Raw genomic sequence first — 18,278 nt, 5'->3', positions numbered from 1 at the left:
TCATGGATCGCCTCAAATGCATGGAGGTGTTCGTACAGGTCGTGCGCGCCGGCAGTTTGTCGGCCGGGGCAGCGGCCAGCGGTATGTCGGCAGTCACAGCCGCGCGTCACGTACAGGTGCTCGAGGCGCGCCTCGGGCAGCCGCTGCTGCGGCGTAACGGGCGGCGTCAGGTGCCGACGGCGTTGGGCCAGCGGTACTTCGCCGAATGTACCGAAGTGCTCGCGCGGGTGGAGAACGCCGATGCGCTGGGCGACGCCGGGTCTGCGGGGGCGTCGATGCCGGGGGCAATTTCACGGCCTGTCGGTCAGCTTCGCGTGAGCGCACCGACAACCGTGGGCTCGCACCTGCTCATGCCGATCTTTGCCGAGTACCTGCAATCGCATCCGGACGTCGCACTCGATCTTGCGCTCAAGGATCGCGTTGTCGATCTTGAGGAAGAGGGAATCCACGCGGCCTTTCAGGCGGGCGGAAATCCCGTGCCGGGGCTGGTGGCGCATACCCTGCGCGGCGTGACGCGTGTGGCGTGCGCGTCGCCTGCTTATCTGGCGCGGCGCGGCGTGCCCCGGCAACCCGTCGATCTGGCCGGACACGACTGTCTCGGGTTCCGCTATGACGACGTGCTGGGCCGTTGGGTGTTCACGCAAGCCGGGGCGAGTGGCGGCACGGTTCGCGACGCCCGGCTCATCGCCCACAATCCGCTTGCCCAGTTGCAGGCGGCGGTGCATGGCATGGGCATTGCGTTGCTGCCGGAGTATCTGCTCGCGCCCGAGGTGCAAGCGGGACGGCTGGTGCGCGTGCTCGAAGCCGATGTGCAACTGAGCGAGCCCATGCACCTCGTGCATCTCGCCGGACGCTTCGTGTCGTCGAAGCTCGACGATTTCGTTCGTTACATGGTCGCCAAACTCGGGCCAGAGGCCTGCCCGGCCGCGACGTCGGCCTGATTGCGGAGCCGCGCGGAAGGCGGTGGCATGTCTGGCCGTCACTTGGGCTAAGATGCTGCCATCGATGTCGTGGCCGATGCGATATTTCCAAGCGCGCAGCCGTCCGAGCACGCCATCCCTTTGCGCTGGAACGCAGACGCGTCACCGTGACTATCTCGCCGAGGGCCGGCGCGTGCGTGCCGAATGGCAGGCCGCTTACACCGACGCGCAGGCACGAGAGCGTTTCGATGACCTGTTGCGCACGCAGTTGCCCATGCTCGTCGAGCGTCAGTTCGTCGTGTACTCGCGCAGTATCGACGATCAACCGACCGAGGCCGAGAAGGCCGATTTGTGCGATGGTTATTTCAACGCCGTCGACGATTTTCAGTTCGATCTCAAAGTGAACGATCCCGCGCTGGCCGCGTTTTTCGAACGGCGAATGGCGGTGCGAGGAGAGACCGGGGGCACAAGCCAGCCCGACGGCACCCGTGCGCCGAACGCATCGCCGGACGCCAATGTGGGCACACCGTCCATGTCATCGACAAAGTAAGCCGGACTACGCCGCTGTCGCCGTGTTTCCCTCGTCCGGCCGCTCGCCCGTGAGCAGATAACGCATGAGATCGGCCACGGGACGTATGCGCTCACCAAACGGCAGCGGGTCGCGGCCTCGGAAGAAGAGTCCGCGTGCCACGTCGCCACGCACCGCCTGTGCGAGTTTCAGATCGATGCAGAACTGCCCGATGCGCGCCACGCCATCGCGAAACCCGCAGGCCTGCAAGCAGTCGAATCCTTCCAGACATTGCCGCACCTTCGCCTTGGCCTGCAAGGCCGTCTCGCGCGACAGATATTTCTTGAGCCACGGCGTGAGCACCGCGCGCGCAGGCAGTCCGGCCACGCTGGTAAATTCGGCAATGTCTTCGGGGCGCGCGCGAGCGAGCACCTCCTTGAAGGCCGGATGGGCGTCCGATTCCTCAGTGACGGCAAACGCCGTCCCCAACTGCACGCCCGCCGCGCCCTTGCCGAGCCAATGCAGGACCTGCTCGTGACGATGGATGCCGCCCGCCACGATCAGCGGCACGCTGGCCCAGTCGATGCCGAGTGCGGCATAGATCTCACGGCATTCCGCGAGCACGCGGTCGAACGAGAAGCGCGTGTCGCCCAGATCTTCGATGCGCGACGCGCCGAGATGCCCGCCCGCATGTGCCGGATGTTCGATGACGATAGCGTCCGGCAGGCGTCCCTTCTTCATCCACTTGCGCAGCACCAGACTCACGCCGCGTGAGTCCGACAGAATCGGAATGAGGGCGACGTGCGGATGCGCGGCCGTGAGTTCGGGCAGATCGAGCGGCAGTCCCGCGCCCATGACGATGGCGTCGGCACCACTCTCGCACGCTTGGCGCACCAGCGACGCGTGCGCGCTCACCGCTTTCATGACGTTGACCGCCACCAGCCCCTGGCCGTCGGCAATTGCCTTGGCGGCGCGAACTTCGCGATCCAGTGCGATCAGATTGACGGCCTCGATGGCCACCTTGTCGCGCGTGCCTTCGACTTGGGCGAGCAGGTCGGGGTGATGGTGACGCAGATCGATGCTCGCGATCGTGCCCACGCCGTTGTGTCGCGCGACCGTGCCCGCCAGCCGGTGCGCGGAGATGCCGATTCCCATGCCGCCTTGCACCACCGGCACCAGCCGGCGGCCGGCCAGCGTCAACCATTGCTCGTTCATGTCAGTTCCGTTCGTCGAAGTTGGCTCGCTCGCGCAAAGGCGCCGAGATGGCGTTGCGCGCGCCAGAAGGCAGTCTGGCATCTGCCGGGCAAACGGTTCTTGCGATGGGTCAAGCGCCGGGGCGCTCAGGCGGTGGTGTCCGTGCGGCATGACGTCGCAGTGCCCGGCACCGTGCCGAGCGCGATGCCGCCGACGATCAGAACAAGGGCAAGCCAGACGTCCCATCCCAGCGACTCGCGCAGGATGAGGGCCGAGGCCAGCGTACCGACGACCGGTACGCCGAGCAATCCGAGCGAAGTGACGCCCGCCGGCAACCGGCGCGTGACTACGCCGGCAAGCCAGTACGCAATGCCCCCACCGATCACCCCGCCGTAGGCGAGCAATCCCGAGAACCCGCGCCAGCCGGTGATATGCGGTGCGCCCTCGACCACGAGCGCGAGCGCGCACATCACGCCGCTGGCGAGCAGCAACTGCCACGGGCTGAGTTCGAACGGGCCGTTGACCCAGCGGTGCGCTCGCGCGTGGACGATGGCCACCGCCCAGGCGAAGGCCGCCGCCAGCACCAGCGCGTTGCCGAACACCGCCTGGCGGTCGTGCCAGTCGAATGCGAGCGGGTTGAACATCACGGCCAACCCCAACAGGCCGCACGCGAGTCCGAGCACACGGCGCGGTGTGAGCGCTTCGCCCAGCCACACGCGTGCGGCCGGCATCACCCAGAGGGGCGTAGTGTAGGCGAGCACGGCAGAGCGTCCCGCGCTGACGTATTGAAGACTCAACGCGACGAGCAGTGAGAACACCGTCATGTGCAACAGGCCCACGCTCAGGATGACGGGCAAATCGCCCCGGCGCGGCAGCACGAGACGCCGGGTGAGGGCGCAGATGACGAAAAGCGTCGTCATGCCGATGACCGAGCGCAGCGCCGCGCTCCACCATGGCGAGACATGCAGGAGCAACGCCTTGCTCACCGGCCAGTTCACGCCCCACGCCACGATGACGATGGCAAAGAGCACGCCGGCGTGCGAGCGCACGGAGGAACGATTCGAGGCAAGACGTTGGAGACTGGCAGGCAGGTTCACGCGCACGGGCTTCCGGAGGTTGCAGATGGGCGTGCCGCGACAGACGGCACGCGCTATCCCGTCACGTTAGGACACCTGCGCAAGAGGGAGAAGCGCCAGAAGCGAGGCAATCGGTGGTGCCACGGTGCGCCGAACCCCGCGCGGCTAAGGGCCGCGACAGGGCGAAGCGGTATCAGTTGGCGCGCAACTTGGGCGGTGTGCCGCTCAGTTTCATACCGAGGCCGCGCAAGAACACGCGCAATCCGTCGGATTTGCCCAGTTGCGGGCGGTGGCGGAAGACGTCGTAGTTGGCCGTTTCGATCATGTCGAGAATGCGCAGGCCGCCATGCACCACGCAGCACAGTTCGAGCCCGAAACGCCCCGGCACCCGGTTGGCGAGCGGTGCGCCGCGCAGCATCATCTGACGCGCGAAGTCGACCTCGTAACGCATGAGCGCGCGCCAGCGGTCGTCGAACGTCTGCGCGCCGATATCGGCGTCGGTCACGCCGAAGCGGGCCATGTCGTCCTGCGGCAGATAGACGCGCGCCTTGCGCCAGTCGACCGCCACGTCCTGCCAGAAGTTGATGAGTTGCAGGGCGGAGCAGATATCGTCGGAGCGAGCGACGTTCTCGGGCGTGTCGAGCTTGAACAGACCGAGCATGATGCGCCCGACCGGGTCGGCAGAACGCCGGGTGTAGTCGCGCAAGTCGGCAAAGGTGGCGTAGCGCTTGACCTCGATATCCTGATCGAACGCCGAGAGCAGGTCGGAGAAGGGCTGAACGGCGAGGCGATGCTCGGCGATGACGCGCGCCAGGGCGGCGAACAGCGGCTTGTCGGGCGATGTCGGCTGTCCGGCGGCGATCTTGTCGAGTTCGGCCTGATAGGCGGCGAGGCCGGCGTGCCGCTCGGCGTTGGTCGCATCGCCCTCATCGGCAATGTCGTCTGCGGTGCGGGCAAAATTGTAGATCACACCGACCGGCGCGCGCATCTCGCGCGGCAGCAGGATACTGGCGACCGGGAAATTCTCGTAATGCTCGATCTTGGCGTCGGAAGTCATCGGGCTGGTGAGGCAATTGGGGCAACGCGGCTGCGCTGAGTGCCCCGAGATTCTATGCTATCGTTGCAAATTCTGGCGGGAAAGTCGCGCCAATCCCCGGTATACTTCCCTCCTTGCAAGAATCTCCTGAGTTTTTTCCGTGGTGTCACCCTGTTCCCCTGCACGACGAGGAGCCTCGTGAGCGTCGCCGAACCCATCGATATTTCGCCTGAGCAAAGCAGCGCACGTGTGGCGTCGGGCAGCAGCTTTTACGCTGCTATGCGCATCCTGCCGCCTGCGCAGCGCGAAGGCATGTTCGAGATATACGCCTTTTGCCGCGCCGTGGACGACATTGCCGACGACGGTGAAGACACGTCGGCGAGCCGTATGTCGCGTCTGGCCGCCTGGCGGCGCGATCTGGCCGATCTGTACGACGGCCGCCCCGCACCGTCGCTCGTGAAACTTGCCCGAGTGGTCAAGCAATTCGGTCTGAAGCACGAAGACTTCCTTGCCGTCATCGAAGGCATGGAAATGGACGCCTGCGGCCCCATCGTCGCGCCCGATCTCGTCACGCTCGATCTGTATTGCGATCGCGTGGCGAGCGCCGTCGGACGCTTGTCGGTCAAGGTGTTCGGTATGCCTGAGCAGGATGGCATCGACCTGTCTTATCACCTCGGCCGTGCCCTGCAATTGACGAATATTCTGCGCGATATCGACGAAGATGCCGGCATCGGCCGGGTCTATCTGCCGCGTGAAACGCTGGCCGACGCCGGTCTCGTGGGTGCGACACCCGAGATGGTCGTGGCCGCCAAGCTCGATCGCGCCTGCGCGCCGCTCGTGACACAGGCGCGCGAGCACTATGCGAAGGCGCGGGCGATCATGGTGCGGCATCCGCGTCGCAGGGTCGTCGCACCCGCCGTGATGGCCAAGGCCTACGGGGCGATTCTCGACAAACTCGTCGCGCGTGGTTTTGCCGTGCCTCGCGAGCGCGTGCGTGTGCCGCGTTGGCGTCTCATTCTGATGCTGCTGCGGCAGATGGCCTTCTGATGGCGGGCACGGTTCACGTCATCGGCGCCGGCCTTGCAGGGCTGGCCGCCGCGGTAAGGCTCGCCACGCGCGGTGTGCCTGTTGTGCTGCACGAGGCCGCGCCGCAGGCGGGCGGGCGTTGCCGCTCGTATTTCGACCGGCAGTTGAATGCCGTGATCGATAACGGCAATCATCTGGTGCTCTCGGGCAACACGACGATGCGCGAATTCACGCGCACCATCGGTTCCGAGCACACGCTGAGCGGCCCCGATCGCGCCGAGTTCGCGTTCATCGACCTCGATAGCGATGCGCGCTGGACCGTGCGTCTGTCGGAAGGGCGCCTGCCGTGGTGGATTTTTGATAAAGGGGCTCGCGTGCCGGGCACGACATGGTCGGACTATCTATCGCTCGCGCCGCTGCTGCGCGCCGGGCCCGACGCGACGATGACCGACGCCATGAATTGCCCGCCCACACTGTACAAGCGGCTGATTCACCCGTTGTTTCTCGCTGTGCTCAACGCCGATCCGGCGGAAGGCTCGGCGCAGATGGCCGCCGCCGTCATTCGCGAGACGCTCGCGGCCGGCGGCAAGGCTTGTCATCCGCTGATTGCGAGCGACGGTCTGGACGTGTCGTTCGTCACGCCTGCGCTCGCGTACCTGGAAGCGAAGGGCGCGTGCGTGATGATGCAGCACCGTGTGCGCGCCTTGGGCTATGCGCCGGACGGCAGCCGTGTCGAGTCGATCGATTTTGGCGACGGCCCGCAAGCGCTGGCGGCCGACGACGCCGTGGTGCTCGCCGTGCCGCCGAACGTGGCGGCTGCGCTGGTGCCGGAACTGACCACGCCGGATGAATACCGGGCCATCGTCAATGCGCACTTTCAGGTGCCGCCGCCGCCGGGCTGCCCGCCAATGATCGGCGTGGTGAACGGTGTGAGCGACTGGATCTTCGCGTTCGACGGCCGTCTGTCGGTCACGATCAGCGGTGCGGACCATTTGCTCGACGAATCGCGGGAATCGCTCGCGCTTCGCATTTGGGAAGAGGTCGCGCGCGCCTGTCAGGTGCCGTCCACGCCGATGCCGGTGTGGCAGTTGGTGCGTGAGAAGCGCGCCACGTTCGCGGCGACGCCGGCGCAGGACAAGCGTCGCCCAGGCACGCAGACACGCTGGCGCAATCTTGTGCTGGCCGGCGACTGGACGGCGACGGGACTGCCCGCGACCATCGAAGGTGCGCTGCGCAGCGGCAACCGGGCGGCCGACATGCTGCGTCCGGCTTGAGCCCTGCCGTATCGTCTTATGCGCCAGCCGGGCAGAAGAACCCGGCGCAATCGCAAGAGTGAATGTTTAACCGGCGCGTACCACGCGCCGCTCATACGCCTTTGAATAGGCAAGAACGCCATGGATACCATACGCGATGCTTCCGAAAAGGAAGCGCGACGCACGGCCACCGCCACGGCCGTGGACCTCAAGCTGCATACGGAGCTTGCCAAGAAGGTGAGCACGGCGATGGCCACGCAAACTCTCGAGACGGGAATCGACCGCTCGATCACGGCGCTGCTCGATCTGCAACAGGAAGACGGTCACTGGCTGTTCGAACTGGAAGCCGACTCGACCATTCCCGCCGAGTATGTGCTGCTTCGTCACCATTTGGGTGAGAAGGTCGACGCCGAACTCGAAGCGAAGATCGCTGCCTACCTGCGTCGTATTCAGGGCGAACATGGCGGCTGGCCGCTGTTTCACGACGGCAAGTTCGACATGAGCGCCAGCGTGAAGGCGTACTTCGCGCTCAAGATGATCGGCGAGCCGATCGACGCCCCGCACATGGTGCGGGCACGCGAGGCCATCCTCTCGCGTGGCGGCGCACAAAATTCGAACGTCTTCACGCGCATTCTGCTGGCGCTTTATGGCGTGCTCTCCTGGCGTGCAGTGCCAATGATGCCCGTCGAGATCATGCTGCTGCCGCAGTGGTTCCCCTTCCATCTGTCGAAGGTGTCGTACTGGGCGCGCACCGTGATCGTGCCGCTGCTCGTGTTGCAGGCCAAGCGTCCGCTCGCGCGCAATCCGAAGGGGGTCGGCATCGACGAATTGTTCATCGGCAGCCCCAAAGACGTGGGGCCGCCGAAGCGCGCCCCGCATCAGAGCCGTTTCTGGTTCACGTTCTTCTCGGGTGTCGATCATGTGCTACGTGCGCTCGATCCGTATTTTCCGAAGACGCTGCGCGAGAAGTCGATCAAACGCGCCGTCGATTTCGTCGAAGAGCGTCTGAACGGCGAAGACGGCCTCGGCGCGATTTATCCGGCGATGGCCAACGCCGTCATGATGTACGACGTACTCGGCTATCCGGAAGATCATCCGAGCCGTGCGATTGCCCGCAAGTCGGTCGAAAAGCTGGTGACGCCGGCCGATCACGAAACTTACGTGCAGCCGTGTCTGTCGCCAGTGTGGGACACCGCCTTGTCGGCGCACGCGTTGCTCGAAACCGGCGACAAGCGCGCCATCGAACTGGCGGGCAAGGGGCTCGAGTGGCTCATTCCGCTTCAGATTCTCGACGTGCGGGGCGACTGGATCTCGCGACGTCCGAATGTGCGGCCGGGCGGCTGGGCCTTCCAGTTCGCCAACCCCCATTACCCGGACGTGGACGATACCGCGGTGGTCGCCATGGCGATGGATCGCTACGAGAAGCTCGCAGGCATTTTCGAGAACGACAAGGTCGATGCGAGCACGCGTCCGATGCGCCATGCCATCGATCGCGGCACGGAGTGGGTGATCGGCATGCAGAGCAGCAACGGTGGCTGGGGCGCGTTCGAGCCCGAGAACACCCATCTGTATCTGAACAATATCCCGTTCTCGGATCACGGTGCGTTGCTCGATCCGCCAACGGTGGACGTCTCCGCGCGTTGTCTGTCGATGCTGGCGCAATTGCCGTCATCGCCGGAGCGCAAGGCATCTGCCGATCTGGCATTGAAGTACATCCTCGACGATCAGGAAGCCGACGGTAGCTGGTACGGCCGCTGGGGCATGAATTTCGTGTACGGCACGTGGTCGGCCATGTGCGGTTTGCAGGCGGCGGGTTTGCCGCCGGAGCATCCGGCGCTGGCCCGTTCGGCGCAGTGGCTCGTCTCGATCCAGAACGCCGATGGCGGCTGGGGCGAGGACGGCGACAGTTACAAGCTCGACTACAAGGGCTACGAGGCAGCACCGAGCACCTCGTCGCAGACGGCGTGGGCATTGCTCGGCCTGATGGCGGCGGGCAAGGCGAACGATCCGGCGGTCAAACGCGGTGTCGACTATCTGCTCAATACCCAGAATGAAGAGGGGCTGTGGGACGAGGAACGCTACACGGCGACGGGTTTCCCGCGTGTGTTCTATCTGCGTTATCACGGCTATCGCAAGTTCTTCCCGCTGTGGGCGCTCGCGCGCTACCGGAATCTGACGGTGCGCAACGATTGCCCCGTGCCCTGTGGCATGTAAGACGTAAGACGCCATGACCCCGCCCATCATCGTTGTGACCGGCATGCCTTTCGAAGCCCGCATTGCGCGCGGTGACGGCGTGCTCGTGGTCTGCGCGCAGAACGATACGCTTGCCGCAGACCTCGAAGCCGCAATGGCACACGGCGGTGCGCGCGGCCTCGTGAGCTTCGGTACGGCCGGCGGCCTGATTCCCGGCGTGAAGCCCGGTCAGTGGGTGATTGCGCACAAGGTGCTGGATATGCCTCAGCAGGCACGTGAGTATGTGTCGGCGATTGGTTGGGCGGATGCGCTGCGTCGCGCCATGCCGGGCGCCTTACGCGCCGATCTGGCCGGTGTGAGCGCACCCGTGGTGACCGCCGGGGACAAAGCCGCATTGTTCCGCGAGAGCGGGGCGGCGGCGGCGGATATGGAGTCGCATATCGTGGCGCGAGTGGCGCAGGCGCACGGACTGCCATTCGTTGCCGCCCGCGTGGTGATCGACCCGGCGGAGCGTTCGCTTCCCCCGGCCGCGCTCGCCGGACTTCGCAGCAACGGCTCGACTGACATTCTCGGCGTGCTGCGCTCGCTTGCCGTCAATCCGTTGCAACTACCAGCCCTGTTGCGCGTTGGGAAAGACGCGAGCCTCGCCAGGCAGGCCATGCGTCACGGACGTCAGATCGTTGCCCTCAAGCTGGGGGATGGATTCGGTGCGGTGGCCGCGGGCATCTGAGCGAGCGGTACTTCACGCGCCTGGTCAAACGCGGGTGTTACCCAAGAAAAAATACCAGCGCGTCTTCACAGACGGGCTGGCATTTTCATTTTGGGCAGATGCCCGTGTGTGTCGGATCACGCGTCCGACGATTGCTGTCCGCGCGCCTGAGCGCGTCCCTTCCACATGCCACCACGACCGCGCCAGTGTTGCAGCGCCGAGTCGAACGTGAAGACGGTGTAGAGCGCCGCGACGAGCGGCAGCAGCGGCCCGAAGCTCGACGGCTGACGATAGAAGCGCAGCATCGGCAGGTACGATAGCGTCATCGCTATCCAGGCGAAGAGCCCCAGCCACTGCGCAATGCCCGAGGCGAAGATCGTCATGGCCGGCGGCACGATGAACGTGAGCAGCAGCGACACGATGGTGCCCGCCAGCAGAACCGGCGAGTACTGCAACTGCGCGTACGCCGTGCGCGACACCATCTTGCGAATCTCGCCGAGGTTGTCGTACGGACGCACGCTTACCGCGCGCTCCGTCAGGCCTAGCCAGATCGCGCCTTGCTTCTTGAGCAGGCGTCCCATGGCGCAGTCGTCGATGATCTCGTCTCGAATGGCTTCGATACCGCCGCCGGCTTCGAGCGAGGCACGATGGATCAGCATGCATCCGCCAGCTGCCGCTGCCATGCGTTTTTTCGGATCGTTGACCCAGGCGAACGGATACAGCATCTGGAAGAACAGCACGAACGCAGGGATCAGCGTGCGCTCGAACCATGCCGTGCAGCGCAGCTTCGCCATGAGCGAGACGAGCACACGACGGTCGCCCGTGGCGCGGGTGACCAGCTGGCGCACGTTCTCGGGCGAATGCGCGATGTCCGCGTCGGTGTGCAGCAGGTAGTCGGGGGCGACGCTGTCGTCGTTCGTGCCGGGATCGCTGGCGAACGCTACGCCCTGGCGCACCGCCCACATCTTGCCAGTCCAGCCACTGGGCAGCGGCTGACCGCCGAGCACGTCCACGCGGCGCGTGAAACCGTCGGCCGCAGCGCGTGCGGCGGCTTCGCGGGCGAGATCGGCCGTGCCGTCCTGACTCTGATCGTCCACCACCACGATGCGTAGCCGTCCCGCATAGTCCTGGCGGCATAGCGATTCGACCACCTGTCCGATCGATTCGGCCTCGTTGCGCGCGGGAATGATAACGGCCACGGCGGGCCAGACATCGGGCACAGGCAAACGGTCTTCGTCCAGATCGTCGCGCTCACGCGCGCGCCAGAAGCCGCCCTGAGAACTCAGCAGATAGATCCAGATGGCCAGCGACAACGCGGCAATCCAGGCCAAAACAGTCATGACAGAAATCCGGCAGAACCGAACCAGGCGAGCGCATCGCGCAGGCCTTCGGGGTGGGGGCGGGTGGTGTAGCCGAGGTCGCGCTTCGCCTTCTCGGACGAGAAGAACATGTGATAGCGCGACATCTTCAGGCCATCAACGGTAACGAACGGCTCTTTGCCCGTGAAGCGCGCGACGCCTTGCGCTGCCATCGCGAGCGGATAGAGCGGCCAGCGCGGCAGGGCGATCGTCGGGGCCTTGCGGCCGACCAGGCCTGCAATGGTCGCGAGCATGTCGCGCAGCAGGACGTCGTCGCCGCCAAGAATGTAGCGCTCACCGATGCGGCCGCGTTCGAGGGCCAGCAGATGGCCTTCGGCGCAATCGTCGACGTGCACGAGATTCAGGCCGGTATCGACGAACGCGGGAATCTTGCCCTGTGCGGCTTCGACGATGATGCGCCCAGTCGGTGTGGGCCTGATGTCGCGCGGCCCGATGGGCGTGGACGGATTGACGATCACGGCGGGCAGACCGTCGTTCGCGATCATCCGTTCGACCAGACGTTCGGCCGCGACCTTGCTGCGCTTGTACACGCCGATGGTCGTGGCTTCGTCGTTCGGGGAGGTTTCATCGACGGGGCCAGCGGCGTCGTGCACACGCAGCGTGGCAACGCTGCTGGTGTACACCACCCGCTCGACGCCTGCGCGCAGCGCGGCCTCCATGACCGTGCGCGTGCCGACGATGTTGGCCCGCATGATGTCGTTCGGATCTTTCGCCCAGAGACGGTAGTCGGCGGCGACGTGGAGCAGGGCGTCCATCCCGGTGAGCGCGCGTTGCATCGATGCCGCGTCGCGCATGTCGCCTTCCACGACTTCCACGGGCAGGTCGGCGAGGTTCGCGCGCGGGCTGGTGCCACGCACCAGCAGGCGAACCTCGTGACCGCGCGCGAGCGCCGTGCGTGCCACTGCAGAACCGACGAACCCGGAGGCTCCGGTGACCAGCACACGCGAGCGCATTTACGCCTTGGCCCGGCGCAGTTCGTCGAGCTTGATCTCGACGTGCTTCGAGAACACGTACTCGGCCGGACGCTGCTTGGCGAACGAGACGTCTTCGGCCATCGGGCCATCGGTACGCACGCCCTTGAGCGCCACACCCAGCGCGCGCAGCGGACGCGTCAGCGTCTCGTTCACGGCCGTGGCTTCGAAACCGCTGTGCACCATGCAGTCGGCGCACTTCTCGTAGTTGCCCACACCGTACTTGTCCCAGTCGGTGGTGTTCATCAGTTCGGTGTACGTCTTGGCATAACCTTCGCCAAGCAGGTAGCACGGACGCTGCCAGCCGAACACGGTACGCGTCGGATTGCCCCACGGCGTGCAGTGGTACGAGCGGTTGCCGGCGAGGAAGTCCAGGAACAGGCTCGACTGGCTGAACGTCCAGTTCTTGCCGCCGTTGCCGCGTTTGAGAATGTCGCGGAACAGTTGCTTGGTCTTCGAGCGGTTCAGGAAGTGCTGCTGATCCGGCGCGCGTTCGTAGGCATAGCCCGGCGAGACGGTGATGCCATCGAGGCCCAGGTCTTTCGTCGAATCGAAGAACTTGGCGACCTTCTCCGGATCGGCGTTGTTGAACAGCGTGCAGTTGATGTTCACGCGGAAGCCGCGCGACTTCGCCAGCTTGATGGCCGACACGGCGCGGTCGTACACGCCTTCCTGCGACACCGCGGCGTCGTGCATCTCACGGTCGCCGTCGAGGTGAATCGACCAGACGAAGAACGGGCTCGGCTCGTAATCGTCGATCTTCTTTTCGAGCAACAGGGCGTTCGTGCACAGATAGACGAACTTCTTGCGCTCGATGATGCCCTTGACGATCTGCGGCATTTCCTTGTGCAGCAGTGGCTCGCCGCCGGCGATCGAGACCACCGGTGCGCCGCACTCGTCCACGGCGTCGAGTGAGTCCTTGAGCGAGACACGCTGATTCAGGATGGGGTCCGGGTAGTCGATCTTGCCGCAGCCCGAGCAGGCGAGGTTGCAGCGGAACAACGGTTCGAGCATCAGCACCAGCGGGTAGCGCTTGTTGCCCTTGAAGCGTTGCTTCATCAGGTAGGCGCCAACATACGCCTGTTGCAGGAAGGGGATGGCCAAGTTCGGCTCCTGTTCGTGTTGCGTTAGCCAGCGACCGCGTGTTGCGCGGCGACCGGCTCGTTTTTAATCAATTCCGACGGCAGGCGAAACTGGATGGTTTCCTCGATGCCGTCCATGAGAGTCACTTCGACGGTGTCGATACGACGCAGCGCGTCGATCACGTCTTCGACCATGCGCTCGGGCGCGGACGCCCCGGCGGTAATACCGATGCGGGCCTGGCCACGCACCCATTCAGGGTTCAACTCGGAGCCATCGGCCACGAGATAGCTCGGCAGCCCCATTTCGGAGCCGATTTCGCGCAGGCGGTTCGAGTTCGAGCTGTTCGTCGCCCCGACCACGAGCAGTACGTCCACACGCTCGCACAGCTCGCGCACGGCGGTCTGGCGGTTCTGCGTGGCGTAGCAGATGTCCTTGGTATTCGGACCAACGATGTTGGTAAAGCGACGTTGCAGCGCAGCAATGATACCGCGAGTCTCGTCGACCGACAGCGTGGTCTGGGTAACGTACGACAGCGGCGTATTGTCGGCGAGCGGCAATGCGTCGACATCTTCTTCGGTCTGCACGAGATGCACCGGACCGTCGATCTGGCCCATCGTCCCCTCGACTTCAGGGTGGCCGGCATGGCCGATCAGAATGACTTCACGGCCGGCAGACACATAATTCTTGCCTTGAATGTGCACCTTGGTGACGAGCGGGCAAGTGGCATTGAGCACCTTCAAGCCGCGCGCCTGCGCTTCCTGTTCGACGACGCGTGCGACGCCATGGGCGCTGAAAATGGTTACGGCGCCCGCAGGTGCTTCGGACAACTCGTCGATAAAACGCGCGCCCTTGGCCTTGAGCGAATCGACCACATGTTTGTTGTGGACGATCTCATGGCGAACGTAGACGGGGGCGCCGTATTTTTCCAGGGCGCGCTCCACGATCTCGATGGCACGTATGACACCCGCACAAAAACCGCGGGGTTGGGCAAGGAAGACTTGCATTCAGCTCTCCGGCTCAGGTCGGCCGGGATGGCGGTGCTATCGGGTGTCCATGTTGAGAAGCCATGGCCTCATGGAACGCGCGGCGCCAGTTTCGATGGCAAATCGCGCACACCCTCGGGGGGACCGCCGTCCGGTCGTTTGACAAGCAGCGATTGTAACCGCGGCAGCCAAATGTTGCTGACGACCTCCCATAGGAAGACGCCAGCGAGTGTTGCATAAATGCTGACGAATCGGCGTCTATCTGCCGCGGATCTGGGCCGAATCTGCCGATAAGTTGGCCCAGCCGCCGAGGGAGATGCCAGCGCTGACGTCCCCGGAGGAGCCCCGCCGGTCACGATGTCCCTCGTTAAGTTGTTGTTTTATTTGCCAAAACGATCGTTCTTCTCGCGTAGATAGGCGATCAGCCCGTCAATGCCGCCTTGAGCGATACGTGCCTTGAACTGCGGCTGATACAACTGGATGAGCCATGCGTCGGCTACGTTCTCACCCATCATGTTGATGTCGTAAATCTTCCAGCCCTTGTCGGTCTTGGCCAGACGATAGGCGACCGAAAGATTGTCGCCAGTCCCGCTGACCGTGGCGCCCACCATCACATCGGTGCTGTTCGCCGTGAGTTTGGCCGGGGCAAACTTGAATGAGATCTGCGTGCCGCGCACTTGCGAGAGTTGCAGTGCAAAGGTGTTCACGAGCAACTGCTGGAACTGCTCGAAGACCTGTTGCTGCTGGGCTGGCGTGGCGGTGTCGAATGCCTTTGCGCCCACGGCATAGCGCGTGGTGCGGTGGAAATCGGTGTAGGGTAGAAAATCGCGGGCTACGACACGTGCGGTTGCGGCGACATCGCCGTCGCGGGCGGCCGCGTCGGCCTTGGCATTCTTGACGACGGTCTCGACTGCCGTCTTCACCAGGTCGTTCGGATTCGCGCTGCTTGCCTGTGCCCAGGCGCTCGAGACGCTGCAGATGCTGCTCAATGCGACGGCGGCAGTTGCCGTCACCAGAAATTTGTTCATACCAGTTCGTCTTCGTCGGTTTTAGTCGGTTAAAACGAGTAGGCCCGTAGTGTAGTTCACGCGGCCTTGTATACTGCTGCGATTTCGTAAATTCACCGTTTCCTCGTTTTCCATGAACTGATCGACGGAATTTGTCCACGATTGGTTCCCCGGCGCATCGGATACATAGCGTTTCGTGACCTTATGAATCCAAGCGGCCGAAGGCGAGGGCGGCCTCCACTTTCTTTCGGAACCGCTACATGCTGACTTCGCTCGTCGTGCGCATCGTCCGTTTTTCGGCGAAGCACGCGTACCCAGTCATCTTCGCTTCGCTGCTCCTCGTTATCGCGAGTTCTGTGTACGTCGCCAAGCACTTTGCGATCAACACCGATATCTCGAGCCTGATCGATTCGAACACGCCCGCCGCCGAGCGCGGCCGTGAAATCGACCGTGCTTTCCCGCAGAAGGCCGACATCACGCTGGCCGTGGTGCAGGCCCCGGCCGTAGAGTTCGCCGACCGGGCTGCCGCCGAACTGGCCGAGAAGCTGTCGACCGAGACGGATGTGTTCCGCTCGGTGAGCCGCCCGGGATCGGGCGAGTTCTTTGCGCGCAACGCCCTGCTCTTCGCGCCGCTCGACGACGTGAAAACGCTCACCGGCAAGCTCGAAGACGCGAAGCCGCTGCTCAACCGTCTCGCACAAGATCCCAGCCTCACGGGCTTGTCGAATCTCCTGTCGGTCACGTTGCAGACGCCGCTGCTCACCGGGCAGGTGAAGCTGCCGGACATGGCGCGCCTGCTCGGCCGCGCGGCCGATACGACCGAGGCGGTGCTGGCGGGCCGTCCGGCGGGCATGTCGTGGCGAGCCCTCGTCGCGCCGGATACCGTGGCGCGCAGCTACGTGCAGGTGCAGCCCGTACTGGACTACGCAGCGCTCGAAGCCGGCGCCAACGCCGCATCGCGTATTCGCGATGCGGCAGCCGACCTGAAGCTCGCCGAGCGCTATGGCGCGACGGTGCGTCTGACGGGCCCGCGTCCACTGTCCGATGAGGAATTCGCGTCCGTGCGTCAGGACGCCGGGTCGAACGCCGTCATCACGCTGCTGGCCGTGCTCGTGGTGCTGTGGCTGGCGGTGCGCTCGGGCAAGATGATTCTCGCGGTGTTCATCACGTTGCTGGCGGGGCTGGTCGTCACGTTTGCGCTCGGCCTGATGATGGTTGGCGCACTGAACATGATTTCTGTGGCGTTTGCCGTGCTGTTCGTCGGCATCGGCGTGGACTTCGGGATTCAGTTCGGCGTGCGCTACCGCGAGGAGCGCCATCGTCTGGACAACGACGGCACGTCGTCGGCCGACGACGTGCTTCGCGGCGCGCTCACGGGGGCGGGTAAAGCGATTGCGATGCCGCTGTCGCTCGCCGCGGCGGCCACGGCGGCGAGCTTCTTCTCATTCTTGCCGACGGACTATCGCGGCGTGTCCGAGCTGGGGCTGATCGCTGGCGTGGGCATTTTGTGTGTGGCGTTCCCGTCGGCCATTACGTTGCTGCCCGCGCTTATCAGTGTGTTCAAACCGAAGGGCGAAGCCAGCCCGCCGGGCTTTCGCAGCCTCGGTCCGGTCGACGATTTCACCGACAAGTACCGCAAGCCGTTGCTGTACGGCACGCTCGCTCTTGTCATCGCGGGCCTGCCGCTGCTGGCGCATCTGCATTTCGACTTCAACCCGTTGCATCTGAAAGATCCGAAAACGGAGTCGATGGCGACGCTGCTGGATCTGGCCAATTCGCCGGAAGCCGGGGTGAACGACGTGCAACTGCTCGCCCCGAATCTCGACGCGGCCAATGCCGAGGCCGCGAAGCTGCGCGCTGTGCCCGAGGTTGGCCGCGTGGTCACGCTCACGACGTTTATCCCGGCGGAGCAGCCGGCCAAGCTCGCGCAGATCGGCACGGCTGCCGCGTCGCTACTGCCGGTGCTCTCGCAAACGCCGTTGGCCCCGGTGGCCGATGCGGCGCGGGTGTCGTCGCTCAAGACGGCGGCCGGCCAGTTGGAAGACGCCGCGCTCGATCATCCCGGCGAAGGGGCTAAGGAATCGCAGCGTCTGGCAACGGCCTTGCGCAAGCTCGCGGCGGCAGATGCTGCCACGCGCGACCGGGCGGATCGTGCGATTGCCGAGCCGTTGAAGCTCGCCCTCGGCCAATTGCGCAACGCGCTGCAACCGCGTGAGGTCACGCGCGAATCGCTGCCCAAGGACATTGTTTCGCAATGGGTCGCGGCCGACGGACGTGCGCTCGTGAACATCTCTCCGCATGTGGCGAAGGGCGCCGATCCGAGCGATGACGCGATGCTGCGCAAGTTCAGTGCGGCCGTGCTGGCGAGCGCGCCGGATGCCGTTGGCGGCCCGATCTCGATCCTGCGCTCGGCCGACACGATCATCCGCGCCTTCATCGAGGCAGGCCTCTGGGCGTTGCTTTCGATCACCGTGCTGCTATGGCTGGCGCTGCGCAACTTCGGCGACGTGCTGCGTACGCTGGTGCCGCTGCTGGTCTCGGCCGCCGTCACGCTTGAAATCACCGTGCTGATCGGCTTGCCGCTGAACTTCGCGAATATCATCGCGCTGCCGTTGCTGCTCGGCGTTGGTGTGGCGTTCAAGATCTATTACGTGATCGCCTGGCGAGAGGGGAAGACCCAGTTGCTGGCCTCGAGTCTGACGCAGGCGATTGTGCTCTCTGCTGCAACGACGGGCATCGCCTTCGGCAGTCTGTGGCTGTCGCACCATCCGGGCACGTCGAGCATGGGCAAGCTGCTGGCGCTCTCACTCGTGTGCACGCTGATTGGTGCGGTATTCTTCCAGCCGGTGCTCATGGGCAAGCCGCGCGAGAAGGAAGCGCCGGCGAAAGCCTGACAGCACCGACGCAATGAAAAACGGCACCGAAAGGTGCCGTTTTTCA

The 18,278-nt window shown here is 64.7% G+C and carries 15 protein-coding genes; 7 read left to right on the top strand and 8 right to left on the bottom strand.

Annotation, left to right across the window (positions count from 1 at the left end):
- Positions 1-2: 2 nt before the first annotated feature.
- A complete protein-coding gene (locus tag PHO31112_RS13275; protein WP_150620937.1) occupies positions 3-941 on the top strand; it encodes a LysR family transcriptional regulator in 939 nt (312 codons plus the stop codon).
- 76 nt (positions 942-1,017) lie between these two features.
- Positions 1,018-1,470, top strand: coding sequence for a hypothetical protein (locus tag PHO31112_RS13270; protein WP_150620936.1), 453 nt, complete (start codon positions 1,018-1,020; stop codon positions 1,468-1,470).
- Positions 1,471-1,476: 6 nt separating this feature from the next.
- Here the strand turns inward: PHO31112_RS13270 and PHO31112_RS13265 are convergent, their stop codons facing one another.
- The 3 genes from PHO31112_RS13265 to hpnC form a co-directional block, all read right to left on the bottom strand.
- Positions 1,477-2,643 (bottom strand): NAD(P)H-dependent flavin oxidoreductase, encoded by a 1,167-nt coding sequence (locus PHO31112_RS13265; RefSeq protein WP_150620935.1) that lies wholly within the window; start codon positions 2,641-2,643, stop codon positions 1,477-1,479.
- 125 nt (positions 2,644-2,768) lie between these two features.
- The gene (locus PHO31112_RS13260; RefSeq protein WP_246178141.1) at positions 2,769-3,719 is read right to left on the bottom strand and encodes a DMT family transporter; all 951 of its coding nucleotides are present in this window, start codon (positions 3,717-3,719) and stop codon (positions 2,769-2,771) included.
- A gap of 172 nt (positions 3,720-3,891) precedes the next feature.
- Positions 3,892-4,755: a squalene synthase HpnC gene (gene hpnC / locus PHO31112_RS13255; RefSeq protein WP_150620934.1), complete on the bottom strand. Its 864-nt coding sequence runs from the start codon at positions 4,753-4,755 to the stop codon at positions 3,892-3,894.
- Between the two features lie 177 nt (positions 4,756-4,932).
- Here hpnC and hpnD point away from each other — a divergent pair, with 177 nt between their 5' ends.
- From hpnD to PHO31112_RS13235, 4 genes are all read left to right on the top strand, one after another.
- Positions 4,933-5,781 (top strand): presqualene diphosphate synthase HpnD, encoded by an 849-nt coding sequence (hpnD, locus tag PHO31112_RS13250; protein WP_150620933.1) that lies wholly within the window; start codon positions 4,933-4,935, stop codon positions 5,779-5,781.
- Positions 5,781-7,034 (top strand): hydroxysqualene dehydroxylase HpnE, encoded by a 1,254-nt coding sequence (gene hpnE, locus PHO31112_RS13245; protein WP_150620932.1) that lies wholly within the window; start codon positions 5,781-5,783, stop codon positions 7,032-7,034. The genes hpnD and hpnE overlap by 1 nt, the downstream gene beginning before the upstream one ends.
- A gap of 228 nt (positions 7,035-7,262) precedes the next feature.
- Complete coding sequence (shc, locus tag PHO31112_RS13240) at positions 7,263-9,227, top strand: squalene--hopene cyclase (protein ID WP_150621084.1); 1,965 nt, start codon at positions 7,263-7,265, stop codon at positions 9,225-9,227.
- A 13-nt stretch (positions 9,228-9,240) separates the two neighbouring features.
- Positions 9,241-9,936: a phosphorylase gene (locus PHO31112_RS13235; protein ID WP_150620931.1), complete on the top strand. Its 696-nt coding sequence runs from the start codon at positions 9,241-9,243 to the stop codon at positions 9,934-9,936.
- A gap of 116 nt (positions 9,937-10,052) precedes the next feature.
- Here PHO31112_RS13235 and PHO31112_RS13230 read toward each other — a convergent pair whose 3' ends face one another.
- From PHO31112_RS13230 to PHO31112_RS13210, 5 genes are all read right to left on the bottom strand, one after another.
- The gene (locus PHO31112_RS13230; RefSeq protein ID WP_150620930.1) at positions 10,053-11,255 is read right to left on the bottom strand and encodes a glycosyltransferase; all 1,203 of its coding nucleotides are present in this window, start codon (positions 11,253-11,255) and stop codon (positions 10,053-10,055) included.
- A complete protein-coding gene (gene hpnA / locus PHO31112_RS13225; protein ID WP_150620929.1) occupies positions 11,252-12,247 on the bottom strand; it encodes a hopanoid-associated sugar epimerase in 996 nt (331 codons plus the stop codon). Before hpnA ends, PHO31112_RS13230 begins: the two co-directional genes overlap by 4 nt.
- Entirely contained in the window at positions 12,248-13,369 is a 1,122-nt protein-coding gene (gene hpnH / locus PHO31112_RS13220) for an adenosyl-hopene transferase HpnH (protein WP_150620928.1), read from the bottom strand.
- A gap of 23 nt (positions 13,370-13,392) precedes the next feature.
- Complete coding sequence (ispH, locus tag PHO31112_RS13215; RefSeq protein ID WP_150620927.1) at positions 13,393-14,352, bottom strand: 4-hydroxy-3-methylbut-2-enyl diphosphate reductase; 960 nt, start codon at positions 14,350-14,352, stop codon at positions 13,393-13,395.
- A 359-nt stretch (positions 14,353-14,711) separates the two neighbouring features.
- Positions 14,712-15,359 (bottom strand): MlaC/ttg2D family ABC transporter substrate-binding protein, encoded by a 648-nt coding sequence (locus tag PHO31112_RS13210; RefSeq protein ID WP_150620926.1) that lies wholly within the window; start codon positions 15,357-15,359, stop codon positions 14,712-14,714.
- 239 nt (positions 15,360-15,598) lie between these two features.
- Here PHO31112_RS13210 and hpnN point away from each other — a divergent pair, with 239 nt between their 5' ends.
- Positions 15,599-18,232, top strand: coding sequence for a hopanoid transporter HpnN (gene hpnN / locus PHO31112_RS13205; protein ID WP_150620925.1), 2,634 nt, complete (start codon positions 15,599-15,601; stop codon positions 18,230-18,232).
- Positions 18,233-18,278 lie beyond the last annotated feature (46 nt).

Source organism: Pandoraea horticolens (assembly GCF_902459555.1).
GTDB lineage: Bacteria > Pseudomonadota > Gammaproteobacteria > Burkholderiales > Burkholderiaceae > Pandoraea > Pandoraea horticolens.
This window is presented reverse-complemented; position numbering and strand designations above follow the sequence as displayed.